This is a genomic window from Clostridium sp. 'White wine YQ' (assembly GCF_028728205.1).
GTDB lineage: Bacteria > Bacillota > Clostridia > Clostridiales > Clostridiaceae > Clostridium_T.
In genome coordinates, this window is record NZ_JAQYUU010000003.1 from 302,875 (window position 1) to 328,433 (window position 25,559).

The 25,559-nt window shown below is 30.7% G+C and carries 25 protein-coding genes; 13 read left to right on the plus strand and 12 right to left on the minus strand.

What is annotated here, in order from left to right:
• Positions 1 to 11: 11 nt before the first annotated feature.
• On the minus strand, positions 12 to 707 hold the full coding sequence (locus PTZ02_RS13625) for a cyclic nucleotide-binding domain-containing protein (protein WP_274228346.1): 696 nt from the start codon (positions 705 to 707) through the stop codon (positions 12 to 14).
• A 106-nt stretch (positions 708 to 813) separates the two neighbouring features.
• Between PTZ02_RS13625 and PTZ02_RS13630 the strand changes: the two genes are divergently transcribed.
• The 3 genes from PTZ02_RS13630 (at position 814) to PTZ02_RS13640 (ending at position 2,833) form a co-directional block, all read left to right on the plus strand.
• Positions 814 to 1,236 carry a DMT family transporter gene (locus tag PTZ02_RS13630; protein ID WP_274228347.1) on the plus strand — a complete coding sequence of 141 codons (423 nt, stop codon included), beginning with the start codon at positions 814 to 816 and terminating at the stop codon, positions 1,234 to 1,236.
• Between the two features lie 13 nt (positions 1,237 to 1,249).
• Entirely contained in the window at positions 1,250 to 1,720 is a 471-nt protein-coding gene (locus PTZ02_RS13635) for a DMT family transporter (protein WP_274228348.1), read from the plus strand.
• A gap of 162 nt (positions 1,721 to 1,882) precedes the next feature.
• Entirely contained in the window at positions 1,883 to 2,833 is a 951-nt protein-coding gene (locus PTZ02_RS13640) for an IS1/IS1595 family N-terminal zinc-binding domain-containing protein (RefSeq protein ID WP_274228349.1), read from the plus strand.
• A 138-nt stretch (positions 2,834 to 2,971) separates the two neighbouring features.
• Here the strand turns inward: PTZ02_RS13640 and queF are convergent, their stop codons facing one another.
• From queF to PTZ02_RS13670, 6 genes are all read right to left on the minus strand, one after another.
• Positions 2,972 to 3,481, minus strand: coding sequence for a preQ(1) synthase (gene queF, locus PTZ02_RS13645; RefSeq protein ID WP_274228350.1), 510 nt, complete (start codon positions 3,479 to 3,481; stop codon positions 2,972 to 2,974).
• A 12-nt stretch (positions 3,482 to 3,493) separates the two neighbouring features.
• The gene (queC, locus tag PTZ02_RS13650; protein WP_274228351.1) at positions 3,494 to 4,150 is read right to left on the minus strand and encodes a 7-cyano-7-deazaguanine synthase QueC; all 657 of its coding nucleotides are present in this window, start codon (positions 4,148 to 4,150) and stop codon (positions 3,494 to 3,496) included.
• An 18-nt stretch (positions 4,151 to 4,168) separates the two neighbouring features.
• Complete coding sequence (folE, locus tag PTZ02_RS13655) at positions 4,169 to 4,759, minus strand: GTP cyclohydrolase I FolE (protein WP_274228352.1); 591 nt, start codon at positions 4,757 to 4,759, stop codon at positions 4,169 to 4,171.
• Positions 4,760 to 4,762: 3 nt separating this feature from the next.
• Positions 4,763 to 5,425: a putative 7-carboxy-7-deazaguanine synthase QueE gene (gene queE, locus PTZ02_RS13660; RefSeq protein ID WP_274228353.1), complete on the minus strand. Its 663-nt coding sequence runs from the start codon at positions 5,423 to 5,425 to the stop codon at positions 4,763 to 4,765.
• Positions 5,426 to 5,857, minus strand: coding sequence for a 6-pyruvoyl trahydropterin synthase family protein (locus PTZ02_RS13665; protein ID WP_274228354.1), 432 nt, complete (start codon positions 5,855 to 5,857; stop codon positions 5,426 to 5,428).
• A gap of 506 nt (positions 5,858 to 6,363) precedes the next feature.
• Complete coding sequence (locus tag PTZ02_RS13670) at positions 6,364 to 8,379, minus strand: methyl-accepting chemotaxis protein (RefSeq protein WP_274228355.1); 2,016 nt, start codon at positions 8,377 to 8,379, stop codon at positions 6,364 to 6,366.
• Between the two features lie 350 nt (positions 8,380 to 8,729).
• On the opposite strand from PTZ02_RS13670, the gene PTZ02_RS13675 reads away from it, so the two are divergent.
• The 5 genes from PTZ02_RS13675 to PTZ02_RS13695 all read left to right on the plus strand — a co-directional run bounded on the left by PTZ02_RS13675 (position 8,730) and on the right by PTZ02_RS13695 (position 14,152).
• Positions 8,730 to 9,938 (plus strand): efflux RND transporter periplasmic adaptor subunit, encoded by a 1,209-nt coding sequence (locus tag PTZ02_RS13675; RefSeq protein WP_274228356.1) that lies wholly within the window; start codon positions 8,730 to 8,732, stop codon positions 9,936 to 9,938.
• Positions 9,938 to 10,630: an ABC transporter ATP-binding protein gene (locus PTZ02_RS13680; RefSeq protein WP_274228357.1), complete on the plus strand. Its 693-nt coding sequence runs from the start codon at positions 9,938 to 9,940 to the stop codon at positions 10,628 to 10,630. The genes PTZ02_RS13675 and PTZ02_RS13680 overlap by 1 nt, the downstream gene beginning before the upstream one ends.
• 10 nt (positions 10,631 to 10,640) lie before the next feature.
• Positions 10,641 to 11,861, plus strand: a complete 1,221-nt coding sequence (locus PTZ02_RS13685; protein ID WP_274228358.1) for an ABC transporter permease — start codon at positions 10,641 to 10,643, stop codon at positions 11,859 to 11,861.
• Positions 11,862 to 11,985: 124 nt separating this feature from the next.
• On the plus strand, positions 11,986 to 13,437 hold the full coding sequence (locus PTZ02_RS13690) for a sensor histidine kinase (protein ID WP_274228359.1): 1,452 nt from the start codon (positions 11,986 to 11,988) through the stop codon (positions 13,435 to 13,437).
• Positions 13,438 to 13,459: 22 nt separating this feature from the next.
• Entirely contained in the window at positions 13,460 to 14,152 is a 693-nt protein-coding gene (locus PTZ02_RS13695) for a response regulator transcription factor (RefSeq protein WP_274228360.1), read from the plus strand.
• 47 nt (positions 14,153 to 14,199) lie between these two features.
• On the opposite strand, the gene PTZ02_RS13700 is transcribed toward PTZ02_RS13695, so the two are convergent.
• Positions 14,200 to 15,507, minus strand: coding sequence for a hemolysin family protein (locus PTZ02_RS13700; protein WP_274228361.1), 1,308 nt, complete (start codon positions 15,505 to 15,507; stop codon positions 14,200 to 14,202).
• Positions 15,508 to 15,648: 141 nt separating this feature from the next.
• Positions 15,649 to 17,223 carry a multicopper oxidase family protein gene (locus PTZ02_RS13705; RefSeq protein ID WP_274228362.1) on the minus strand — a complete coding sequence of 525 codons (1,575 nt, stop codon included), beginning with the start codon at positions 17,221 to 17,223 and terminating at the stop codon, positions 15,649 to 15,651.
• 131 nt (positions 17,224 to 17,354) lie between these two features.
• Here PTZ02_RS13705 and PTZ02_RS13710 point away from each other — a divergent pair, with 131 nt between their 5' ends.
• Entirely contained in the window at positions 17,355 to 18,230 is an 876-nt protein-coding gene (locus tag PTZ02_RS13710) for an NAD(P)-dependent oxidoreductase (RefSeq protein WP_274228363.1), read from the plus strand.
• A gap of 22 nt (positions 18,231 to 18,252) precedes the next feature.
• Here the strand turns inward: PTZ02_RS13710 and PTZ02_RS13715 are convergent, their stop codons facing one another.
• Both PTZ02_RS13715 and PTZ02_RS13720 read right to left on the minus strand, forming a co-directional pair.
• Positions 18,253 to 18,942 (minus strand): response regulator transcription factor, encoded by a 690-nt coding sequence (locus PTZ02_RS13715; RefSeq protein WP_274228364.1) that lies wholly within the window; start codon positions 18,940 to 18,942, stop codon positions 18,253 to 18,255.
• Positions 18,943 to 18,957: 15 nt separating this feature from the next.
• Positions 18,958 to 20,145, minus strand: a complete 1,188-nt coding sequence (locus PTZ02_RS13720) for a sensor histidine kinase (RefSeq protein WP_274228365.1) — start codon at positions 20,143 to 20,145, stop codon at positions 18,958 to 18,960.
• Between the two features lie 230 nt (positions 20,146 to 20,375).
• On the opposite strand from PTZ02_RS13720, the gene PTZ02_RS13725 reads away from it, so the two are divergent.
• The 4 genes from PTZ02_RS13725 (at position 20,376) to PTZ02_RS13740 (ending at position 23,651) form a co-directional block, all read left to right on the plus strand.
• Positions 20,376 to 21,290, plus strand: coding sequence for an ABC transporter ATP-binding protein (locus PTZ02_RS13725; protein ID WP_274228366.1), 915 nt, complete (start codon positions 20,376 to 20,378; stop codon positions 21,288 to 21,290).
• Entirely contained in the window at positions 21,290 to 22,117 is an 828-nt protein-coding gene (locus PTZ02_RS13730; protein WP_274228367.1) for an ABC transporter permease, read from the plus strand. The genes PTZ02_RS13725 and PTZ02_RS13730 overlap by 1 nt, the downstream gene beginning before the upstream one ends.
• A gap of 350 nt (positions 22,118 to 22,467) precedes the next feature.
• Positions 22,468 to 22,767, plus strand: a complete 300-nt coding sequence (locus PTZ02_RS13735; RefSeq protein WP_274228368.1) for a hypothetical protein — start codon at positions 22,468 to 22,470, stop codon at positions 22,765 to 22,767.
• Positions 22,768 to 22,838: 71 nt separating this feature from the next.
• Positions 22,839 to 23,651: a DNRLRE domain-containing protein gene (locus PTZ02_RS13740; protein WP_274228369.1), complete on the plus strand. Its 813-nt coding sequence runs from the start codon at positions 22,839 to 22,841 to the stop codon at positions 23,649 to 23,651.
• Positions 23,652 to 23,774: 123 nt separating this feature from the next.
• Here PTZ02_RS13740 and PTZ02_RS13745 read toward each other — a convergent pair whose 3' ends face one another.
• On the minus strand, positions 23,775 to 25,553 hold the full coding sequence (locus PTZ02_RS13745; RefSeq protein WP_274228370.1) for a tetratricopeptide repeat-containing glycosyltransferase family 2 protein: 1,779 nt from the start codon (positions 25,551 to 25,553) through the stop codon (positions 23,775 to 23,777).
• Positions 25,554 to 25,559 lie beyond the last annotated feature (6 nt).

A 25,559-nucleotide genomic window follows, 5' to 3' on the forward strand; every position in this document is an offset into this window, starting at 1 on the left:
ATGCCTGGCTTTTATTTATATACATCAGAAGAAAGACTCTCTAAAAGTTTTTCATTTATCACTTCATAATAAGTATTCTTCTTTTTTATTACTCCCTTATTACACAAAATATTTAAAGTTCTAAGTAAATGCCTATAACTTGTTCCTAAAAGCTCAGCTATTTCTGTAAGATTTTCTTGAAATTTAAGTACCTCTTCTCCATCTATATTGGCTTTTTCTTTAGTCTCTAATATATATCTAGCAAGCCTATTTTCTAGCGGATAAAGCAAATTAACTGAACTCTTTTTAGAGGAAACATGTAATTTTTCACTTAAGGATTCGCAGGCAAATCTTAAGAAATTCACATCATTTAATAGCTCATCCTTTGCTTTATTTAGAGGGATTCTTATGCAATAAGTATCTGATATAATCTGTACATTTGTGGATGCCCCTATAGAGTAAAATAATTCTAGGTCACCAAGTACTGCAAAATCTTCACAGAAGCTAAGTAGCAAAGATTTTCCGTTACTTAGTGTAGTAAACACTTTTGCTTTTCCTGATATAAATAGATATATACTTGTGAATTCCTCTCCTTCTCTACAAATATATTCCCCTTTTGTAAAGAGTATAAGCTCCATGTATCGTCTCATATCTTTAGAAAATATTTTATTAATTTTATATTTATGAATTAACTTATCTAATTTTTTTATGTCTTCTATTTTTATCATCATTTACTTCCTTAATGAAAATATTCTTTCTTTTAATATGACATATGTCCTACTTATTTTCAATAATACCATGATAAATTAAAGTTATAAATTAAGGAGGAACAATATGAATAATTTATACGCTACATTATTTGGCATCCTAGCATCTATAATGATTCTTTTTAATGGAACCTTGGGGAATCTGACTGGAAACTATACTTCAAGTGTAATTATACACTTAGTTGGACTTATCTCTATTTGCATTATTCTTTTAGTTAACAAAGCAAAGTTTAAACTTCAAAAAAGCACTCCCCTATATCTTTATTGCGCTGGAGTTATTGGAGTATTTACTGTACTTTTTAATAACGTAAGTGTTTTAAATCTTGGTGTTGCTTTAACTTTAGCTTTAGGATTGTTAGGACAATCCTTAACTTCAATAATATTTGACCATTTTGGTTTTATGGGTACCAATGTCGTGAAGTTTGAAAAGAAAAAAATTATTGGATTTATAATTATTGCTTTAGGAATATTTATAATGACAGTTTATTAATGGAGGTTTTTTTATGCTATATATAATTCTTTCAGTTTTGGCTGGAGTTTCTATAGTTCTCTCAAGAGTCATAAACTCAAATTTATCCAAAAAAATTGGCCTTTTTCAAGGAACTTTTTTCAACTACTTAACTGGATTAAGCTTTTCAGTAATTATACTAGTTATTAGTAAAGATGGCTTTAATACAAATGCTATTTTCTCAGGAAATATTCCCTTCCAAGCCTATCTTGGAGGTTTTTTAGGAGTGCTATTTGTTGCTTTTTCAAGCTATATAACGCCTAAAATGTCTGCTTTTTATTTAACATTATTTACATTCGTAGGGCAATTACTTGGAGGAATAGTCATTGATTACTTCTCATTAAATATATTATCTATGGGAAAAATTATAGGCGGTGTCTTAGTTCTTATAGGACTTTCCTATAACTTGTTTATAGACAAGAAAGCTGAATCTGATGTAATTGCTGGTACAAGCTCTGCAGAATAATATGTGCGTATTATCACCAGTTCCTTTTTATACAAATGTGTTTGCATTAAGTGTTGATGGTGCTTCCCTTATAAATTTATACAAGCTAAAAATATGCTTTATTGATTAACCTCATCGATCTATGTCAAGAATTCAAATAGATGATTTTAGGAGATGATTTATTTGAATCACTTGGCTACATATTTCAGAAGAATGTTTCTAAAAGCTGAAGACATTTTTACTAAAGTCCAAATTGATGAAATCATGAAAAGTATTAAGCCTAACTATCCCCATGAATGTCCTAGATGTAATAGTAAATGTATAAATAGAAACGGCAAAACAAAACTTAAAAGGCAACGATATATTTGTAAAGCCTGCGGAAAGAGCTTTTCAGAGACAACTGGTTCTCCATTTATGTATAGCAAGAAACCTCTAGAAACTTGGATAAAATATATATTTTGCATTAAAGAAAACCTACCTCTTAGAGATACTTCAAGGTTACTTGGAATTAACTTAAGCACAAGCTTCTTCTGGAGACATAAAATCTTAAGCGTCGTTGGTGCGGAATTAGAAAGTCCATTTCTCTCAAATGTTATAGAATTACACGAACTAAAATTGAAAGAAAATTTCAAAGGAAATCATTCAAGAAAACTACTACCTCCACTTAATGAAAGAGATTCCATATTAATATTAAGTTCTAAGGATTCATTTAACAATTCACTCTTTAAACCCTCATGTAAAAATGTAGTTACAAGAGAGGTTTTAGATGATATTCTTGTTCCCATTATTAAGAATGGTACAATTCTTGGAACACCAAGGAACCCTTTGTACATTAAGTTTGCAAAAGATAATAATCTTAAACTTTCAATGTATGGAAGTCTTTCATATTTGAGGGATGGAGTAAATTTGGGTAATGCTAAAAAACAATCTATAGATTTCAAGCGTTTCTTATATGTTTATTCTGGCGTAGCTAGTAAGTATTTAAGTTACTATATTAACTTATTTATTTTAAAATCTATCGATGCTGAAAATTTAGTAAAAGAAATATTTAATAAGCTTTTATTTGGTCTAAGGCAGCTGAAAATTAATTGTTTTGATAAGGTTCAATATAGTGGTGCCTTGAAGGCTTCTTAAAATGTTGGTGATGGTTTTGAATCTAAATTTATCAACACTTAACGCGAACAGAATTGTATAAAGCAAAGCAAGAGAAAATAATAGCATAAATAAAGAACCCCTGAAATTACAAATAATTATCAGAGATTCTAAATTTAGTTATCTATTATCTATTTTTTCTGGGTACATATCATGTTGGAATAGACGATTCTTAGCCATTTCTTCAAACATTGTACCTTTTTTGCCATAATTGCAATATGGATCTATGCTTATTCCACCTCTTGGTGTGAACTTGCCCCAAACTTCAATGTACTTTGGATCCATTATCTTAATTAAATCTTTCATTATTATGTTTACGCAGTCCTCATGGAAATCTCCGTGATTTCTGAAGCTAAACAAATATAACTTTAAGGCTTTGCTCTCCACCATCTTTTGACCAGGTATATAGCTTATATATATTGTTGCAAAATCTGGTTGACCAGTCATAGGACAAAGACTTGTGAACTCTGGGCAATTAAACTTTACAAAATAATCATTGTCTGGATGTTTATTATCAAATACTTCTAAAATACTTGGATCATATTGTGTTTTATATTTTGTACCTTGATTTCCTAGTAAACTAATTCCTTCTAGTTCTTCTTTACTTCTGCCTTCAAATTGCTTTTCCATAAATCAAGCCTCCTACTTATTTTTTGAATTTAAATAATCATCTAAGCCTCTTTTTCTAAGCTTACAAGATGGACATTCTCCGCAACCATCTCCAATTATTCCATTGTAGCAAGTTAATGTTTTTTCTCTTATATATTCTAATGCTCCCATTTCATCTGCCATCTTCCAAGTTTCTTCTTTATTAATCCACATAATTGGAGTGTGAATTACAAATTGATAATCCATTGCAAGATTTAAGGTTACATTTAATGACTTGATAAAGATATCTCTACAATCTGGATATCCACTAAAATCTGTTTCACATACTCCTGTAATTAAATTACGTGCACCCTTTTGCTTTGCAAAAACTGCTGCAAAGGTTAAAAATAACATGTTCCTTCCATCCACAAAAGTAGTAGGAAGTTCTCCTTCTTCTCCTGCTTTTATTTCAATATCACTTCTAGTTAATGCATTTGGAGCTAACTGTCCTAATAACTTCATATCTAAGATATGGTGCTCTACCTCTAGTTCCTTTGCTATGTTTTTTGCACATTCAAGCTCTAAAGAATGTTTTTGATTGTAATCAAAAGAAACTGCAATTACCTCTTTAAAATGCTTCTTTGCCCAAAATAAACAGGTTGTGGAATCTTGTCCACCACTAAAAACTACTACTGCTTTCTCATTTCTCATCTTCTCTTATCTCCTTCACTAAAGTAATAATAAAAATTCTTGTCTTAAACTATCCTTTTTATCAAATTCTCCTCTAAATACTGTGGTTTTAGTAACTGACCCTGGCTTTTTAACTCCTCTTGAAGTCATACAGCTATGCTCACCTTCTACAATTACTGCAATATCCTTAGAATCTGTAGCCATTTCAATAACATCTGCAATATCCATAGCTATTCTTTCTTGAAGCTGAAGTCTTTTTCCAACCATCTCAGCAATTCTTGCAATTTTACTAAGTCCAATTACCTTTTCATTTGGTATATATCCAACTGACACTTTCATATTGTACATAAGGGCTATGTGATGCTCACAGTAACTAAATATAGGAATATCTTTTACAATAACCATATTTTTATGCTTCTCAAGAGCAAAATCCTCTTCCTCAAATGTAACTCCAAACTTTTCAGCTATCTCTTCATTGGAATAAAGCATTCCTTCAAAAACTTCCTCAAACATTTTTGCCACTCTCTTTGGAGTATCCTTTAATCCTTCTCTGTCAGGATTATCTCCTAGGGCAATAAGAATTTCTCTTATATTTTTCTCAATAGACTTCTTATCTATTTCCTTCTTCATATTCTAAACCCCCCTAGTTTCTGGTGACCATATTATCTTATGTAATTGAATTTGTAACCTTATGTTATTCATTTTATGTTCTTTCATAAACTCGACTATTTCTACTGGCTTAATTTTTGTAGTTATCGGACTAAAATAAACTAAACAACTTTCAATTAATTTATATTTCTCTACTACTTCTCTAGCTTTTTCTAGATCTTCCATTGATTCAATAACAAATTTGCATACGTCTATATTTCTAAGATTTTCATAATTCTTAGTATCCATCTTTTGTTCCATTTTACTACTTGGCAATTTATAATCTAAAATAAAAATTACATTATCTATTTTTTCATATTTGTAAACTGGCATTGAGCCATTTGTTTCTATATGAATTAACAATTCTTTATCCTTTGATAAAAAATATATAAGTTCTTCTATGCCTTCTTGAATTAATGGTTCTCCCCCTGTCAGGGTAACATTTTTAGCTCCATTATCTTTTATAAATTGGTAGATATCTTCTTTAGTTAAAGCTTCCCCTTTTACAGACTTAGGAATGGAATAAGCTGTATCACACCATAAACATGCAAGATTACATCCTCCGAATCTTATAAATGTTGCAAGCTCTCCAGCAGTTGGCCCTTCTCCATCAATTGATAAGAACTTTTCAATTACGTTATATACCATCTACTCATCCTCCCTATAAATACAGCTATTAGTAGGAGTTTCAAAAAGTTCAACTTCGTAAATATCTATTCCTTTTTCCTTTATCTTATTAAAAATATCTCTAGACATTTCTTCAGCCGTAGGTCTATATGGTACTAAGAAGTATTCAAAATTTTGTGGTGTTCCTTCTAAACGCTTGATTAAATCCCTACCAATTTCATCGTCTTCTATGATTAACTTGTGATCGAATAAATCGTGAATCTCCTTAAGTGCTACCTTTATATAATTGAAATCTTCAACCATTGCACGATTTGTTCCAGATTCCTTTAACTTATTACCCTTAACTTTTATAACTAATCTATATCTATGTCCATGTATATTGGCACACTTGCCATTGTATCCTCCCAAATAATGCGATGAATCAAATCCAATTTCACTTTTTAAAATAAACATAAAATCCTCCAAATTTTAATTTTTACAAATAAAAAAGGGCGCAAGGGCGCCCAAATAATATGCACAAAAAAAAGAGAAAACACCTACTTCATACAATAGTATGAGGAGAGCTTTCCCACTTTAAACACGTCAAAAATAACTATTTTGTTCATATAAATAGTAATCGCCTAGTTTTATTTTACGACAGGAAGCTTACGAACTGTCCTATTTAGTTTTAAATTAGTTATACCAGAAAATTCATAATTAATCAACGGTATAAATTAACATATAAAAAATCGTCAAGGCGATTATGAGCCGTCGATTTTTTCCTCGCATCTGCCTTTCCAAACGCATGTGAGGAAAAACTGGCAGGCGACTAATTCTATTTTTTACTCTTTAGGGGAAATCCATAATTTTTTTATAGGAAATTTATAATGTTATCCTCCACCTTAAAATAATATAAATTCCTAAAGAGTAAAAAAATATGGGGGCCAATAAATTATGACCCCAATAATTATTTAGTAAGATTAAATATTAAACTTATCTATAGCTTCTTCTAATTTCTTTGCTAAAGAACTTAAACTATTTGTATTTGCTTCAATTTCTTCCATAGCACTTAGTTGTTCTTCAGTTGATGCAGCTACTTCTTGAGTTGATGCAGCTGATTCTTCTGATGCAGCAGCTATATTTGTAATTACATTTACAATTTCATCTTTCCTGCTGTCCATTATATGGCCATATCTATCAATTTCATTCATTTTAGAACTTAATTCTTGTATTAAGCCTGAGATCTTTTTAAATAATTCTCCAGTTTCCTGTACAGCTTCATTTTGCTCATTTACAACTTTTTCTGCAAATCTCATCATATCTACTGCAGTTTTAGCTTGTTTCTGAACCTCATAAATTAATGCACTTATCTCATTAGCTGATTCTGAAGATTGCTCTGATAATGTTCTAACTTCATCAGCTACTACTGCAAAGCCTTTACCTGCTTCACCAGCTCTTGCTGCTTCTATTGCTGCATTTAATGCTAGGAGATTTGTTTGTTCTGCTATTTGTCCTATTGCCTCAATAATAGCTCCTATCTTATTAGCACTATCATTTACGTCATCGATAGTAGCGCTAACCTCCTTAGTCGCCTTATTATTTTCTTTTGTCTTTTCCATTAACACATTTACAGCTTCTAAGCCTTTGTCACTTGTTGTTTGCGCATTTACAGAAATATTTTTCATTTCAGAAGTTGCAGTACCTACAAGCTCGATATTTTCTGCTAATTCATTCACTTTAGCTGCTCCGCTTTCAGTTTGTCTTGCTTGATCTTCTGCTGTTTTAGATATTTCTTCTACCGCATTTGCAACTTCATCAGTAGCTGTAGCCACTTGAGTCGCAGTATTAGACAATGCATCTGATGAGCTAACTATAACATCATTAGAATCCTTAATTTCTTTAATTAATCCGCTAATGCTATCAACCATTTCATTAAAGCCATTAGCTATTTGACCAAATTCATCATTTCTATCTAATATCTTTCCATCTATAGGTGCATCCTTTAAATTTCCACCAGCAGCTAAGCTAATTTTCTTTTTAATATTAACTAATGGGTTTGTTATATATTGAGCTAATTTATATGATACATATACTGCCAATAATAATATGAAAAATACTATTGATACTATTGTCCATATTAATGAAGTAACCCCTTTATTAGCTGCAGAAGAATCCATTTCTACTACAAGCCCCCAGTTTGCTATTTCAATTGGTTCATATGCTGCTAGAACTTTCGTTCCATTATTATCATACTCAACAGTTCCTTGTTGTTTTTTAATAACATTTTGAACTGGTAATAACTTTGAATAGTCAGAAGTTTTTTCTACTAAACTTTTATCTTTATGTGCAATAACTTTCCCTGTTTTATCTACTATGAACGCCTGTCCATCATGTCCTTTCATTGCATCTGTAACAATATCACTAAATTTATCAAGACTCATATTTGCATTCAATACACCAATAACTTTATTATCTTTTTTTACAGGTGCATAGCAAACAACTATTGGCTTATTAGTTGATTTTGAAATTAATACATCTGAAAAACCAGATTGACCATTCATTCCAGCTTTAAAGTAATCTCTATCAGATCTATCTCCTAATTTATCCTTACCTAAGGAATTATACACTTGCATCCCGTTAGGACCAACAATTCCTGCATCTGAGAATATCGGATTTTCTTTAAGCAGTTCTTTCACATAAGCATCAGCTTTATCAAAATCCATGGATTGTACACTCTCAGAACTTGCAACAATATTTACAACACCTAGTGCCTTTTCTAGTGCGGCATTACTCTGCCCAATTATTAAATCAGCATTCATTAATTGAGTATCAGAAACATTACTTTTAACTTGCATAACATTTTTCACACCTAAATATCCATTAGATGCTACAAGTGGTATCAATGTTAATGCAATTATTAATAAAGTAACTTTAAGCCTAAAGCTTTGTTCTTTAACATTTACATTCATGTTGATTTTTAGCTTTTTTCCTTCCATGAATCTTACCCCCACATAATTATTGTTAAACTTTTGTCTAATATTTTTTTCGACAAAAATTCTGCTTTCTTTACATATTCCTACAAATATATGTAAATAATATTATTTCCCTTATTAAATTATCAATTTGAAAATTACACCCTTTAACTAATATATTTTTTTAATTTCAACTGTTAAACCTAGAATTCTTATAGGTTTACGGTTATTTTACAACCCTTTTATATTGCATTTTATAAATATTTTATTATTAGTTTAGAAATATTTAATAATTGCTTTAAATATCATTTATACTTACCTCTTACAATATAACTATGGTTTTAAAACAGAAAAATTTTGGAGGTTTTTATTATATGAAAAAGAAATTAATTACTTGGATTATCATTGTAGTTGTTGTTGGTGGAATAATAACTGTTGGTACCTTAGGAAGAAAAAATAAGAATAATTTAGTAAGTGTAAAAACATCAACAGCCTCTCAAGGAGAAATTAAGGCTTATCTTTCAACTACAGCTACTATAAAATCAAAGAATAGTAAAGATTATTTTCCTATTCAAGGACAAGTTAAGAAAGTAAATGTAAAAGTAGGTGACTCCGTTACAAAGGGACAAGTTTTAGCTGAGTTTGATGTGGCTGACCCAAATGCAGCCGTTAAACAAGCACAATTAGCATATGATAATGCTGTACTTACTAAACAAAACCAAATAAATAGCAATAATGATGCTAAGAACAGCATTGCAGATATTGATAACCAGATTTCAAATATTGATAAACAAATAGAAACATTAAAAAACAATCCTTCACAAGCTGCTCAAGTTACTCAGCTAGAAAATCAAAAAGCAACACTAATGAATAAAAAAGACTCATTAAAGGTTCCATTTTCAAATGAACAATTAAAACAATCAGATAATAATATAGCTCTTCAAAAAATATCTTTAGATACTGCTAATGCTAATCTTTCAAAGAGCAAAAATACAATTGTTGCTGATTTTGATGGAGTAGTAACTGCTGTAAACCTAACTGAAGGTGCCACTTCTTCAATGGCTACTCAACCAGCTATTACTATACAGGATGTTAATAATTTGAAAGCTGTTATGTCTGTAGGCAAATATGATGCTTCTAAAATTAAAATAGGACAAGATGCTGTAATTAAGAATGGTCAATCAGAATTAAAAGGAAAGGTATCTTTCATAGCTCCTACAGCTGAAAAAACTGCTTCTCCTACTGGATCTGATACTACTCTAAATGTAGAAATTGACATCACAGATAAACCTGACGGATTAAGGATCGACTTCGATACTGATGTTGATGTGCTATTAGGTAAAGTCAATAATGTTATTAAAGTTCCTGCCGAAAGTATTGTTACTGATAAAACTGGTAAAACTTTTATATACACAGTAGCGAATAATAAGGTTGTTGAAAAAGATGTAACTCTTGGTCTTCAATCAGATATGGAAGCTCAAATAGTTAACGGTGTACAAGATGGTGACAAGGTTATATTAAATCCAAGTGGGGATATAAAAACAGGTGAACTAGTTAAAGATTCTACAGGAGATGGTAAATAATGATTGAAATCAAAGATGTGGTTAAAAGCTATGTTAATGGTGAAATTAACTTCAAAGCATTAAAAGGTATTGATTTAAAGATTGAAAAAGGAGAATTCACCTCTATAATGGGTCCTTCTGGTTCTGGGAAATCAACTATGATGAACATATTAGGCTGCTTAGATAGATTAGATGAAGGTTCTTATATTCTCAATGGAAAAAATGTTTCTAATTTAACTGATAATGAACTAGCTTTTATTAGAAATAAAGAAATTGGCTTCGTATTTCAAGCATTTAATCTACTACCGAGAATGACTATTTTAGAAAATGTCGAGCTACCTATGGCATATGCCGGAGTACCACTAAAAGAAAGAAGAGAAAAAGCTCTATCAGCATTAGATAAGGTTGGACTAATTGATAGAATAAAACATAAGCCTAATGAGATTTCTGGAGGTCAGAAACAAAGAGTTGCAATTGCTCGTGCTATTGTTAACACACCTGCTGTAATTATGGCAGACGAACCTACTGGAAATCTAGATACTAAGTCCTCAGTTGAAATAATGAAGATTTTTCAAGACTTAAACAATGAAGGTGCCACAATAATAATGGTTACCCATGAACCTGACATAGCAAACCATACTAAAAGAGTTGTTAGATTTAGAGATGGTCAAATAGTTGATGATTATGAAGTAAAGGATAGAATTATTCTATAAGGGTGCACGTATGAATATATTAGCTAATTTAGTAGAAAACTTTAAAATGGCCTTAGATAGCATTATTTCAAATAAAATGCGCTCCTTTCTCACAATGCTTGGGATAATCATAGGCATAAGTTCAGTTATAACCATAGTTTCACTTGGACAAGGTGGGCAAAACTCCATAACAGGTGAATTTGAAAAGTTTGGTTCCTCAACAGTAAATGTATCTATTGATTCTTCAAAGGCAGAACAAAGTGATCGTATTACTTATGAAGATATTAAGCAAATTAAAAACAAGGTAGATACTGTAAAATATGTTGCTCCTTTCGTTTCAAAATCTGGTGTCGCAATCTCTGATACTGAAAATAAAAGAGCAAACATTACTGGAACAAATACTGATGGTTTAACTATTCAGAATTTAGAATTTTTGTATGGAAGGTCATTTAATGAAAGAGAATATTCTGAAGGTAAAAATGTTGTAATAATAGATGAGATAGCTGCTAAAGCTTTATTTGGCTATAGTGATGCTACTGGAAAAACAATAAAAATAGGTTCATCACAATCTCCTATAAAGGCAACCATAATAGGGGTAACTTCTTCTCCTATGGCTTCTTTTGGTGGGATGAATAACCAAAGACCTGCAATGGTTTATGTTCCTGCTACTTTGCTTCAAAATATGTATTCTAATGAATTTTCAATTGATAGAATTAGTGTTATGGCAACTGATAAAAATTCAACTGAAGATGCTGGAATAGGTGCTAAAAACATACTGGAAAGCAGACATAATAATAGAGGTAAAGATATGTATATAGCAGAGAATGCTATTAGCCAAATAGACCAAATTAATAATGTACTTGGAATTTTCACAGCATTTATTGGAGCTGTTGCTGCTATATCTCTTATTGTAGGTGGAATAGGTGTTATGAATATAATGTTAGTATCAGTAACTGAAAGAACAAGAGAAATAGGTATAAGAAAAGCTATTGGTGCTACCACAGGTGCAATTCTACTTCAATTCTTAACTGAATCAGTAATAATATCACTTTTGGGTGGAATCATAGGCATGATAATTGGAATTGCAGGCGCATATGGAATAGGTCAGTTTGCTAATATTACTCCTTCGTTGTCTCCAATTGTTATTATAGGTGCAATATTATTCTCCTCTGCAGTTGGTATATTCTTTGGAATTTACCCAGCTAGAAAAGCTGCTAGCTTAGACCCTATAGATGCACTACGATATGAATAACCCTTTGTCTTTAATTGTATATACCCTTGTGATAATATAAATATAATATTTACTTAAAACTTAATGAGCAAGTCTATCTAGTCTTGCTCATTTTTCTAAGCAACTTGAATGGAGGAAGCTTACAATGTCTATTAAGTCACGATTAAAATTTAGCTACGTAGCTATGCTACTTATACCTTTTATTCTTATAATATTTATTAGTAATGTTTTTGTATCTTATACTACTGAAAGTTCAAAGTATAACTTAAGTGGTAATACTGCAATAAACAGTGCAGCTATATTTGGTAAGATCATTTCATCAAATACTAAGCTTTTGAAAAAGGTAAATAATCAACTTCTTGATAATCCGGATAAATTCTTAGATAAAGACTACCTTCTTCAACTAGAAAGAAGCGTTGATTTTAATTATTCAGGAATAATCGTTAGGAAAAATGATGAAATAGTATATTCTTCTGACTATATAAAAGATATTATAAATAGCCCATCATTACCTCCATTTAAATCAGATGTAATTAACAAGAGCAATAAAGACATACACATTTTGAGTCAGCAAGATTTTTATTTTAAAGATGGCAGCCAAGGAAGTTTATTTTATGTTGTGAACATGGACGATTTTAAAGATATGCTTGCTCGAAATGCTATTATTGTAGTAGTTTCCGCACTAATTATTCTAATTCTTACTAATGGAATATTAACCTATCTTACATCTAAAAGTATACTTATTCCTTTAAAGGAACTAGAGAATGCAGCAAATAAAATAAAACTAGGTGACTTAGATTATAAGATAAATATTTCCACTAAGGATGAAATAGGCGAAGTAGGAAATTCCTTTGAAGAAATGCGCATGCAACTTAAAGAATCACTCGAATTACAGAACCAATACGAGGAAAATAGAAAAGAGCTAATCTCAAGTATATCTCATGATTTAAAAACTCCTATTACATCCATAAAGGGGTACATTGAAGGAATACGAGATGGAGTTGCAGATACTCCTGAAAAAATGAATAAATATATTACAACTATATATACTAAAGCAACTTATATGGATAGCTTAATTAATGATTTATTTCTATTCTCTAAGCTTGATTTAGGAAGAGAAGCTTTTAACTTTCAAATGGTTGATATACGAAATTATATAAATGATTGTGTTGAAGAAATTAATTTCGATCTTGACCATTCCTTAATTGATTTAACTTCCAAAGTTCCTAAGACTCCAATCTTAGTAAATATTGATGTTCATCAAGTTAAGAGAACAATTATGAATATAGTTGGGAACTCTATAAAATATAAATCTAATGAAAAGTTATTAATAGACATAATTGTAACGGAAAACTCTGATTATGCTGTTATTGAAATAAGAGATAACGGCAAAGGAATCGATACAGAAGCCTTACCTTATATTTTTGACAGATTCTATAGAGCAGATTCCTCTAGAGAAACTTCTATTGGCGGAAGTGGACTAGGCCTCGCTATAGCAAAAAAAATAATAGAAGAACATGAAGGTTCTATATGGGCTGAAAGCACCCCTGATAAAGGTACCTCTATCTTCTTTTCCTTAAAAAAGTATGAACAATAAACTTATTTAAATGGAGGTCACTATGAAAAAGATATTAATAATAGAGGATGATATAAGTATTGCTGAATTAGAAATGGACTATCTTGAGATAAATGGATTTCAGGTTGAAATAGAAAATAACGGAGCTAAAGGACTTATAAAGGCTGAAAATGAAGATTATGATTTAATAATTTTAGATTTAATGCTTCCAAATATAAGTGGTTTTGAAATATGCAAGAAAATTAGAGCTAAAAAAGAGGTTCCTATTATCATAGTATCTGCAAAAAAAGAAGATGTTGATAAAATGCGTGGTTTGGGCTTAGGAGCAGATGATTATATGACTAAGCCTTTTAGTCCTACTGAACTAATCGCAAGAGTAAAAGCTCATATTGCAAGATATGAAAGATTGATAGATAAAGATAAGGTATCAAATAAAGATATAATTGAAATTAGAGGTATATCAATTGCAAAGCCCTCTAGAAAGGTATATATAAATGGAAAGGAAGTTGAATTTACATCTAAAGAATTCGATTTGCTACTTCTTTTAATAAGCAACCCTGATAGAGTTTTTTCAAAAGAAGAACTATTTGAAAGAATATGGGGGCTCGATGCAATAGGTGGAATCGCTACAGTAACGGTGCATATTAGAAAAATCAGAGAGAAAATTGAGTTTAACCCATCTGACCCAGAGTATATAGAGACTATATGGGGTGTTGGCTATAGATTTGGGAAATAATAATAACTCTTTTAGTCCTTAGTTATATAGACTAAAAGAGTTTTTTATTATTCAGTAACTTCTCCTGCAGATACTTTCTTAATTAAAATAGAACTTACCCTTCTATTATCACATTCTGTTACTATAAAATCGTACCCTTTTAAAGTTACCTTAAGGTTAACCTCAGGATATGAATCTAATTGAGAAAATACCCATCCGCCAATAGTATCAATATTTTCTTCATTAATCTCAGTTCCTAATAAATCATTGATATCTTCAATCAATACTTTCCCATCAACTAGATAGCTATCCTCTTCTATTTTTATTATTTCATCACTTTCTTCGTCAAATTCATCTTGAATTTCTCCAACAATCTCTTCAAGAATGTCTTCTATGGTTATTAGTCCTGCTGTTCCTCCATACTCATCTATAATAATTGCCATTTGTTCTTTTTCTTTCTGAAACATTTTAAACAAAACACTTATAGACATGGATTCAGGGACAAATTTTATCTCCCGTATAATGCTCTCTATATCTTCACTCTTTCCTTCTATTTTCTGCTTATATAAATCCTTGATATGTATAAATCCTATAACATTATCCTTACTGTCTCTACAGGCAGGATATCTAGTTAATTGTTCTTCTAAACATGTTTGTATTATCTCCTCAAATGAGTCTTCCAAGAAAATGCAAGCCATATCAGTACGTGGTATCATTATTTCCTTAACAGTTTTCTCTGAAAAATCAAATATATTATCTAGAAAAGTTAACTCTGTTTTATCTATTAGTCCATGCTTATAACTTTCTTCTACTAATATTTTTATCTCCTCATCTGTATGAGCAGCCTCATGTTCATGAACTTGAGAGATTCCAAATATTTTTAATACTAAAGTAGTGCTGTGGTTAAATGCCCACATAATTGGGTAGCTGATTTTATAGAACATAATTAGTGGAAATGCAGTATGCATTGCTATACTTTCCGCACTAATAATAGCTAGAGATTTAGGTGCAAGTTCTCCAAGAACTATATGAAAACCAGTTATTATTGCAAATCCAAGTATAAATGAAATTGAGTGAACTGTAACTTCTGATAAGTTAAATAACTTAAATAAAGGTGCTAACATTTCTGCAACTGCAGGCTCCCCTACCCAGCCTAAACCTAGCGATGCTAAAGTTATTCCAAGCTGACACGCTGATAAATAAGAATTAAGATCATTTACTACCTTTTGAGTATCTTTTGCTTTTTTATCCCCTTCTAAAACTAAGGTATCTATTCTTGATTTTCTTACCTTCACCATGGCAAATTCCGTTGCAACAAAAAAGCCATTCATAGCTACTAATAAAAGTACAACTATGATATTAAATAAAATAATCATGTACTTTTCCCCTTCCATAGTGAGATTATATTAAGATAGATTATATCATATTTATTAACCCTCATAATTATATATTATCTCATAAATTTAAATATTATATTAATAGAGGATAAAGTTTTAACTTTATCCTCTTAAATTGTTTTAATCTTTATTTTTATCACAAACTTTTTTTACTACTTTATATGGTCTCATCATATCATGATCCTCATGCTCTAAAATATGACAATGCCATGGATATACTCCTAAATATCCTTCAAATCTTGCTATAATCGATGTGATTTCACCTGGATTAGCCCTTACTGTATCTTTCCATCCTCTCTCATTTGAATCTGGATATCTAGCTGGTCCTGTATATCTTATTTCTCCTGTTGCATTATAGTATGCTAAATCATAAGGTCGCCTCTCTAATATCTGGAATTTTACTAGGTGTAAATGAATCGGATGGGTATCAACAGTTGTATTTATAAATCTCCATATCTCTATACTATTGATTACAGGTGTTTCAGTAATTGGATCATTCCAGTTCTGCCCAGTTAAAAGAAGCAATAGCCTGCCATATTCATCTGTACTTTCTTCAAGTGTAAGATTTCTTATCTTACGTGCACACTCAGGGTCCAGTCTCTCAACTTCAGCTAATCTTTGTGGAATAGTGTTATTTTTATAATTCTTAACAATATTACCAACTCTAAACTCCATAACATTGGCAGTTGTATTAGGATCTGGATCTTGACCCATTGGGAATGGTGTTGGCGCACTGTTGGATAGTATAAACTCTAAATCATCAAGACCTGTGAAATCTACTAATAAATCTGCTCTCTCTGCTGGAGCTAAAGTTAATTCCATTAAATGAACTGGCCTCTCTAGCAATCCTTGATCTGTTCCTATCTGCACAATATGAGGAACCTTGCCATTGACAGAGTTAAATTTAAGGGTATAAAATCTCGAATTAGATCCATTTAACAATCTAATTCTATATAATCTTGGTTCAACGTCACAATAAGGCCAAACCTTTCCATTTGCTAATATTGTGTCCCCAAAGAATTCTGGAACTATTGATGGATATACATCTGGAACTGGTGGAGTTGGTTCCGCTGGATAGTATAAACTTCCATCCTCATTAAAACTTCTATCTTGAATAACTATTGGAATTTCATAATCCCCTTTTGGAAGATTGAGAGATAACTCCTGTTTATCACGTATCATATAAAATCCAGCAAGTCCTGCATAAACATTCAAGCGTGTTATTCCTAAAGCATGATCATGATACCATAAGCAAGTAGCCCGCTGATTATTGGGATACAAATAAGTTTTTCTTTCGAAATCCGGTCCAACCTCTTTAAAGCCATTAGTAAACCAAGCTTCTGGGAAACCATCACTTTCTGGAGAAACCTTTCCTCCATGAAGATGAACAACAGTCCTAACGTGTGGATTAGGTGGCTCAGCACCGTGTATTGTTGTATCTACAGGTAACAAGTGTCTATTAATTGGAAGTTCGTTTGTCCACTTAACTAATATTGGATTATCCTTTATTACCTCAATAGTTGGCCCTGGATAGCTTCCATCATATCCCCATAGTTCAGTAGGTGGTAAATCTCTGTGAAGACTTTGCTTTATTACCTCCATAGGGACTTCATAATACTCTAACCTATCAACTGATCCTTTTGGTTTTAATACTCTAGGTCTTGGGAGTTCATCTACAAACTTTTCTAGTTGCATACTATTTCCTCCTCATTAGTTTGAACGTAAAATTCACATATTTTATTTTAATATAATATATGTTCACATTCCCCTAATGTTTATTTTTAGTATAATTAGAATAAGATTAATTTTTAGAGGAGGATTTCACTATGTTAAATGAAAATATAAAAATTGGCTTTATAGGCACTGGTGTTATGGGGGCATCTATGGCTTCAAATATATTAAAAGGTGGTTATGAGGTTTTGGTTTATAATAGAACCAAAGAAAAAGCTATGAATTTAGTAAAGAATGGCGCTAAATGGATGGATTCTGTTGCTGAACTTTCCTCTGCTTCTGATGTTATTATAACTATAGTTGGATATCCTAAAGATGTTGAAGAAGTTTATTTATCTGAAGATGGGATCCTCAATAATGCAAAAAAGAATAGCTATATAATCGACATGACCACTTCAAAACCATCTCTAGCAAAGAAAATATATGAAGCTGCAAATGAAAAGGGGATTTTTGCTCTTGATGCTCCTGTATCTGGAGGAGATGTTGGTGCTAAAAATGGAACTCTTTCTATAATGGTAGGTGGTGACTCTGGAGCATTTAATAATTTAAAGCCTATTTTTGAATTAATGGGAGAGAATATTGTGCTTCAAGGACCTGCTGGTGCTGGTCAACATACAAAGCTATCAAATCAAATTGCTATAGCAGGAAGCATTATGGGTGTGTGCGAGGCTTTATCTTATGCTAAAAAGTCAGGTTTAAATATAGAAAATGTATTAAAATCCATTGGTTCTGGAGGTGCTGCTAGTTGGCAACTAAATGCTTATGCCCCAAGAATAATTAAAGGAGACTATGCTCCAGGCTTTTATATAAAACACTTTGTTAAAGATCTTGGAATTGCAATTGAAGAAGCAACCACTATAGGATTAGAAACTCCTACAATTAATTTATGCAAATCTCTCTATGATAAGCTTATAAATCAAGGAAAAGAAGATTTAGGCACACAAGCTTTATATCAATTATATCTAGATTAAAAAAAGCGACTAAGTCGCTTTTTTATATTTTAAATCTATATCCTGTACCCCATAAGGTTTCAATAAATTCTGGATTTGATGGATCCTTCTCTATCTTTTTTCTTATCTTTTGTATATGTACTGGTATTGTTGCAGTATCTCCATAATACTCATCTCCCCAGATTCTATCAAAGATATGCTCCTTTGTGAATACAACATTAGGATTTGAGGCAAGAAGTAATAGAATAGCATATTCCTTAGAAGTCATTTGAACCTCTTTTCCATAAACAAATATTCTATGAGAAGATGTATTTATCTCTAGCCCTCTGTGAGTTATCAGTTCTGGTTCAGCGACACTAGTACCCTTTAATCTCTCATACCTATTAATATGTGATTTAACTCTTGCTGTTAGTTCTGCTGGACTAAAAGGTTTAGTTAAATAATCATCAGCTCCAAAATCTAGTCCTCTTATTTTATCTATATCTTCTGTTCTTGCTGAAACAACTAGTATTGGTATCTCAAATCTTTTTCTTATCTCCTTAATTATTTCATAACCATCCTTACCAGGAAGCATTAAATCAACAATTATAACATCATAAATGCCCTGCATTGCTAGCTTTAATCCTTCAATTCCATCATTAACTATTTCAACCTTATATCCATTTAACTGCAAGTAATCTCTTTCCATTTCTGCAATATTTATATCATCTTCAATAATTAATATCTGTTTCATAGCTATTTCTCCTCTCTAATTAGTTTTTATAGGAAGTTTAATAGTAAAACAAGTACCTACGCCTTTTTCACTTGAGGCAGTAATTTCCCCACCATGTGCTTCAACTAACTCTTTAGCTATTGCAAGCCCTAACCCGGTACTCATTAAATCTTTAGTTCTAGCATAGTCTACTCTATAAAATCTATCAAATATATACGGAAGCTTATCTTCTGGTATACCTTCACCATTGTCTAATATATCTATAAATACAAATTCCTTATTACCATATAGTTTTACATTAATCTTTAGGTTATTTTCTGATGCATATTTCACTGAATTTCCAATTATATTTTTAAACACTTGATGTATTCTTTTTCGGTCAATATTAACATAATATTTATCTTGAATTTCATCTCTATACGTAAAATCTATATTTCTCTCCTCAAGCTCAAAACCAAATTCCCCCATTAAGTCTTCCATAAAGGCATTTACATTAATGGATTCTAATTGAAGATCTAACTTTTGCATATCTAACTTAGAAAATAAAAACAAATCATCTATTAGCTTATTCATATATCCTGCATTACTATATATTATTTGATGATACTTCTCTATTGTCTCTTTAGGCAAATCATTTCTATCTGTCATAGTTTCAATATATCCTTGAATAGATGTTATTGGAGTTTTTAAATCATGTGAAATATTTGCTATTAGAAGTTTTCTATTTTCCTCATACTCCTGCTTTAATCTTTCACCATCCTGCAATTTCTTAGCCATCTTGTTAAAAGAATCAATAAGCACATTTACTTCATTGCTTGCATCAGAGTCAACATAAACTTCATAATTCCCTTTTGCGATTTCCTCTACCCCTGTCTTTAACCTGCTTATAGGTTTAAGAATTCTCTTCTCCAAGCTAACAAGGAAAAGTAATTGCATAATTCCTCCTAACCCAATTATTGTAGCTACAGTAATGCCTATAGATTTCATACCAAAATTTCTAAATAAAATATAGCATATAAAAAGATTAAATATTATTATAAGCGGCCTGGTTAGTTTAATGTGTCTATGATACCACTGAAAATCATTTCTTCCTCTATATAGCTCATGTATCTTCCTTTGAAATTCTCTTTCTAATCTATGCTTTTCTATGTGTCTTCTTCTTACTTCTCTCACATGTTTATTCCATCTATCAAAATTATCGTTATATTCATTCCTATTACTCATATTTACCCCCGTAAATCACTATCAAATATATTAAGTTTATTTTATATATAAATAATAAAAATATCTTAAAGCATTTATAAAGATTTTATAAAATCCTTATGCTACTTTCAATCAAATTCTGTTTAAAAACTTTTTATACTTCTTTATAAAAACTTTAAATTTGTTTTAAATTGATTTTAAAATTTACCATTATTATTATCCTGTAAACAGAACAACAGGAGGTTACAAATATGTCAAACATTATTGATGTTAAAAATTTTACTAAGAAATATGGAGATTTTACTGCTGTAGATAATATTTCATTTAATGTGGAAGAAGGATCTATATTTGCTTTTCTTGGTCCAAATGGTGCTGGGAAAAGTACTACCATTAATACTCTTTGTACAATAATAAATAAAACTGATGGGACTTTAAATATTAATGGTTATGAAGTATCTAAACATAAAGATAAAGTTAGAAATGATATAGGAATAGTTTTTCAAGAGTCCGCTCTTGATGGAAAATTAACTGTTGAAGAAAACTTAAAGTTTCACTGTGAATTTTATAATGTTCCTAAGAATGATATTAAAAACAGAATTGATTTTGTATTAGATTTAGTAGATCTTAAGGATTGGAGAAAAGCACCTGTAAATAGTCTTTCTGGTGGTATGAAAAGAAGAGTTGAAATAGCTAGAGGATTGGTTCACTACCCAAAAGTTTTATTTCTAGACGAACCAACAACAGGACTTGACCCTCAAACAAGGGCAAATATATGGGACTATATTTATAAACTTCAAAAGCAAAAAAATATAACCATATTCTTAACAACTCACTACATGGATGAAGCTGAAATTTGTGATAAAGTTGCTATTATGGATCACGGAAGGATTGTAGCCTTTGATACGCCTTCAAATCTAAAAAAACAATACACTGGTAGTATCACTAAGCTTGAAGTGTTACAAACTTATTTATTAATTGAACATCTAAACGCACATTCTATTAAGTATAAACAAGAAGATAATGTATTTACTATTAATTCAAATGATACTAATGAAATTATAGAATTAATTACTAAGTTTAAAGATATAATTGTAGATTTTGAAACTACAAAAGGAACTTTAAATGATGTATTCTTAGCTATTACTGGAAAGGAGATCAGAGAATAATGCGTGGAATGATTGCAATTTTAAAAAGAAACTTAACTAACTTTACAAGAGACAGGCTAAGATTATTCTTTTCTATATTTATGTCTTTGTTTTTCCTATTTATATTCTCATTCTTAATGAAATCTAGCACTGTAGGTGTTGAACAACCTTTAAACTATTTAATATCTGGAATTATAATTATGACTGTTTTCCAAGCAGCCTTAAGTAATTCAACTAATATAATCGAAGATATCTCTATGGGCTTTATGAAAGAAATTATAGTTTCGCCTATACCTAGATGGCAGATATCAATTGGACAAGTTCTTTCTTCTACAACAATAGCTGTGATTCAAGGTATACTAGTAGTTGTTGTCGCCTTATTCATGGGGCTTAACATAGATTTCTTGCAATTTGCCGAGATGGTTGGAGTTATGTTATTAGTAGGGGTAACCTTCAGTTCAATTGGAGTATTCTTAGCTAGTGTTGCAAAAAGTTCGACTACTTTCCAAATAATGATTACTGCCTTTACTATGCCATTAACCTTTTTATCTGGAGCTTATATCCCAACAACTGTTATGCCAAAATTACTTAGACCTTTTGTCTACATAAATCCATTAACATATACAACCTCAATATTTAGATATATTACCTTGAAAATGCAAAACCTATCTTCAGCTGAGCTAGTAAAAGAGGGTGTGTCCTTTAACATTAACGGATTTATAATCGAACCTTATATGGGATTATTCATTATCTTGTTTATGGGCTTAATATTCTTTGTTCTTTGTGTACTTCAATTTAACAAAGCTGATTTTTCAAAAGTTAAGGTCTTTGATCCTCATAAACAATAGATTCACTCTTTATACAAATCTGTTTGCTATAAGTGTTGATGAAGGATGTATAAATAAAGTTTATTTTTATATCTCATAGATTAAATAATTTAGAGCCTAGTTATCGTAAGATAATTAGGCTCTAATGTTATATGTAATTTTCTATCTAATCTATATTTAATATTTGAGAAGATTTTTCTGCAGAGATTCTCCTTTTATAAATAAATTTACCATCATTTGCATATTTATTAATGTTATCAATTTACTCTTAGATAATCATTAACTTAATATATATGAATATGTAACCTTTTATATACAATTTCATACACTAATATAGGATAAAAAATAATAAACTAAGGAGATGTGTTTTTATGGCATTAACTGTTAACTTTGATGCTCCTAAGTCAGCATCAAGCCGTGTTGTTACAGCTTCTGGAACTGTTGCTGCTGGTTCAATTGGTCATCTAAAAATAACTTTAAATGTTACTACAGGAGCAACTATTAACCGTTCATTTTATAGAGATATAGACTATGATAATTCAGCTGCTACAGGTGTAATGACTATTACAAATGTTCCTTATACCTTAACAATTACTCCAAAGATTCTTACAACAGAAACTGTTAATGAAACTACTGGCGTACTAAGATCATGGTCCTATACTGAACCATAAACCATTAAACTTAGCATGGAGGCATAAATACCTCCATGCATTATCCTATAAATAGAAAGGAGGTACGAAGTTTGCCAAATTTGCTAATCCCAGCTACTAAGAGTCTAACTGTTACGAATAGAGTTCCTAATGGAAATATAAATGAAGATACAATTCTTGTGGGTAACGACGGGGAATATATTTATATTAGTTATCTATTCTTTGATATTTCAGCTATACCTAAAGATTCAGTGATTTGTAATGTAGATTTGATTTTATTTAAGTCTGATAATTTTTATAATAGTAGAACTGCTTTATTTATAAGCCCTTTAAAGGACTTCTTTAGCACCTATACCACCTTTAATAATCGCCCTGAAGTAAACACAGTTATACGAGGAACTTTTTATCCATTAACCTCCAAGGTTGCCATTACAGCTAATTTGACATATTTTGTATCATATTGGCTAAAGAATAGGATGCCTAATACTTGCATAGCATTGTACTCCAAAGAAAGTAACATTGTTTGCAAATTTGGATCAGCAATATCTAAAGACTCCTATCTTATCACTTTTCTTAATGTAACAATTAGCCAAGCCTCCTACTCTAACAAAAGAAATATAATTGGTTGTTTAAGTCCAACACCTAATCCTCAACCTCATAGCTTAGAATATGTTGATGTAACTGGTGAAGTAGCTGCTCAATCAGTATATGCCTCTGTTGTAAATGTTCAGGTAACAAGAAGCGGTACTGGAACTAAAGATAATTACTATGTTTCTCATATATATGACAATTCCTCAAGTCTTTCTTCTTTGTCAGTAAATGCGACTTACACTGTAGCTATAGTCCCACCAATACAACCTGGTGATACTGTAGAAGGCACTGTGTTCGGCTCATACAAAGAATAGAGTGCAATTTCCTTCTAAGTAGTCAGGCATCAATAAGAAGAGGTGCTCAGTCAAAACTATAGCAATATCTATAAGAGACTCGCACCTTTTTGCTATTTTATATAAGAGCGTACTTCATAAAGATTAACTCATTAGCATATCTAATCCTACTCTATCATATACTTCAAATTCTTTTATTGATCTAAGTATTTCTTTTTTCCCTAATTCAACAAATCCTTGATTATAATATAATTTCCCAAGTTCAAGTAAAGCTACTTTATTACTTATCAAATTTAATAAATTTACTGCTTTTTTAAGTTCTTCATATCTATCATTAATGAGTAATACCTCACAAATTTCTAAAATCATTTCAAGAGATTCTTTCTCATTTTCATCATTAGATATTTCTGAAGCTTCCTCCCCCTTAAAAATATTCAAACACTGTGAATATACTTTTATAAATTTTTTATTATAATCTGACAAAGTTTCATAATTAACACTGTTGATTAAACTTAAAGCCTTCTCATAATTATTGGTTAATATACTACTTAAGACTTTATGAACTAAAAAGTATACATAAGTATCACTTTTTCCATTCATATTCTCCATGTTTATGCATTCCTCAAATGCCCCTGTTCTTACAAGACATCTTGCTTTGAGAATAATCATATCATCTGTAAAAACTCCTGTTTGTTCATATTTAATTATATATTCTAAGGCTGTTTTATAAAGTCCTTGAGAATAGAACAACTCTGCCATAACTTTATCAGCTTCAGTATAATTATCTAAATGCTTCTCAAGTATTTTTTTAAATTCATCTACTGGTGTATTTTTATTTTTTAATATAAATCCAATTGAATATATAGGACTGATAAAATCAACATTTATAGCCTTTTCATAATAATTATATGCAGTCTCATAGTCCTTTAAATTAAAATATACATTCCCTAATTCATAATAAGCCTTAAAGTCTCCTACTCCCAATATGCATCTATATTGAATAGGTGCCTCCCCTAATTCAACGCATTTCTCTAACTCCCTAATTTGCTTAATTGGCATATTCATATCCTTGTAAACTAATGACCTTAAAAAATATAATTCTGTAAACTTAGGATAATGCTCTATTCCAATATTTATAAACTTTAAGGTTGTCTCATAATCTTTAATTTTACAATTTTCAAAAGCTATCCTAAATATCAACAAATAGCTATATCCTTTTCGGGGATCAAATTTTTCATAAGATTTATAATAATGCTGTAAAGCTTTTTCTGAATCATCTAGTCTAGCATATTCAGTTCCTAGATTAAAATGGGCAAATGCATTATTGGGATCTTTTCTTATTTGTTCTTCTAAGAGAGTTATATTTCTATCTTTCTTATTCTTTGAGTATATGCTTTTATTTAGATAACCGTAATGATAAACCTTTATATCCCTGCACATTACACCATATTTTTTTTCTGAATATATTAATTGATTATGAATTTCTCCTTCATAATGCGTTCCTTGATTGTTTTTAAACAACCTTGGATTTAAATTTATACTTATAGAAGTTTTATCAATTGAGTCCCCATAATAACTTAAGGTTTCAAAGAAATAAATGGTGTCTTCGTTTAACGAACTTTCTAATAATTTCTTTAGGACTTCTATAGAGTCATTACTTAATTCCTCATCTGCATCAAGAATTAGTATCCAATCTTTAGTGGCATATTTTAATGATTCATTTCTGGCATCACTAAAGCTATTATTCCATTTATAATAATGTATCTTTGCATTAAAATTTTTAGCAATGGCTACTGTTCTATCTGAAGACCCTGTGTCTACAACTATAACTTCATCTACAATATCCTTGACACTTTCTAAACAGGTTGCTAAATACTCCTCTTCATCCTTAACAATCATACATAAGCTTACTTCATTACTCACGCCATA

What these genes read in the sequence shown, in the direction of transcription:
- PTZ02_RS13625 (WP_274228346.1), bottom strand. Translation starts at nt 707, where the DNA reads ATGATAAAAATAGAAGACATAAAAAAATTAGATAAGTTAATTCATAAA.
- PTZ02_RS13630 (WP_274228347.1), top strand. Translation starts at nt 814, where the DNA reads ATGAATAATTTATACGCTACATTATTTGGCATCCTAGCATCTATAATG.
- PTZ02_RS13635 (WP_274228348.1), top strand. Translation starts at nt 1,250, where the DNA reads ATGCTATATATAATTCTTTCAGTTTTGGCTGGAGTTTCTATAGTTCTC.
- queF (WP_274228350.1), bottom strand. Translation starts at nt 3,481, where the DNA reads ATGGAAAAGCAATTTGAAGGCAGAAGTAAAGAAGAACTAGAAGGAATT.
- queC (WP_274228351.1), bottom strand. Translation starts at nt 4,150, where the DNA reads ATGAGAAATGAGAAAGCAGTAGTAGTTTTTAGTGGTGGACAAGATTCC.
- folE (WP_274228352.1), bottom strand. Translation starts at nt 4,759, where the DNA reads ATGAAGAAGGAAATAGATAAGAAGTCTATTGAGAAAAATATAAGAGAA.
- queE (WP_274228353.1), bottom strand. Translation starts at nt 5,425, where the DNA reads ATGGTATATAACGTAATTGAAAAGTTCTTATCAATTGATGGAGAAGGG.
- PTZ02_RS13665 (WP_274228354.1), bottom strand. Translation starts at nt 5,857, where the DNA reads ATGTTTATTTTAAAAAGTGAAATTGGATTTGATTCATCGCATTATTTG.
- PTZ02_RS13670 (WP_274228355.1), bottom strand. Translation starts at nt 8,379, where the DNA reads ATGGAAGGAAAAAAGCTAAAAATCAACATGAATGTAAATGTTAAAGAA.
- PTZ02_RS13675 (WP_274228356.1), top strand. Translation starts at nt 8,730, where the DNA reads ATGAAAAAGAAATTAATTACTTGGATTATCATTGTAGTTGTTGTTGGT.
- PTZ02_RS13680 (WP_274228357.1), top strand. Translation starts at nt 9,938, where the DNA reads ATGATTGAAATCAAAGATGTGGTTAAAAGCTATGTTAATGGTGAAATT.
- PTZ02_RS13685 (WP_274228358.1), top strand. Translation starts at nt 10,641, where the DNA reads ATGAATATATTAGCTAATTTAGTAGAAAACTTTAAAATGGCCTTAGAT.
- PTZ02_RS13690 (WP_274228359.1), top strand. Translation starts at nt 11,986, where the DNA reads ATGTCTATTAAGTCACGATTAAAATTTAGCTACGTAGCTATGCTACTT.
- PTZ02_RS13695 (WP_274228360.1), top strand. Translation starts at nt 13,460, where the DNA reads ATGAAAAAGATATTAATAATAGAGGATGATATAAGTATTGCTGAATTA.
- PTZ02_RS13700 (WP_274228361.1), bottom strand. Translation starts at nt 15,507, where the DNA reads ATGATTATTTTATTTAATATCATAGTTGTACTTTTATTAGTAGCTATG.
- PTZ02_RS13705 (WP_274228362.1), bottom strand. Translation starts at nt 17,223, where the DNA reads ATGCAACTAGAAAAGTTTGTAGATGAACTCCCAAGACCTAGAGTATTA.
- PTZ02_RS13710 (WP_274228363.1), top strand. Translation starts at nt 17,355, where the DNA reads ATGTTAAATGAAAATATAAAAATTGGCTTTATAGGCACTGGTGTTATG.
- PTZ02_RS13715 (WP_274228364.1), bottom strand. Translation starts at nt 18,942, where the DNA reads ATGAAACAGATATTAATTATTGAAGATGATATAAATATTGCAGAAATG.
- PTZ02_RS13720 (WP_274228365.1), bottom strand. Translation starts at nt 20,145, where the DNA reads ATGAGTAATAGGAATGAATATAACGATAATTTTGATAGATGGAATAAA.
- PTZ02_RS13725 (WP_274228366.1), top strand. Translation starts at nt 20,376, where the DNA reads ATGTCAAACATTATTGATGTTAAAAATTTTACTAAGAAATATGGAGAT.
- PTZ02_RS13730 (WP_274228367.1), top strand. Translation starts at nt 21,290, where the DNA reads ATGCGTGGAATGATTGCAATTTTAAAAAGAAACTTAACTAACTTTACA.
- PTZ02_RS13735 (WP_274228368.1), top strand. Translation starts at nt 22,468, where the DNA reads ATGGCATTAACTGTTAACTTTGATGCTCCTAAGTCAGCATCAAGCCGT.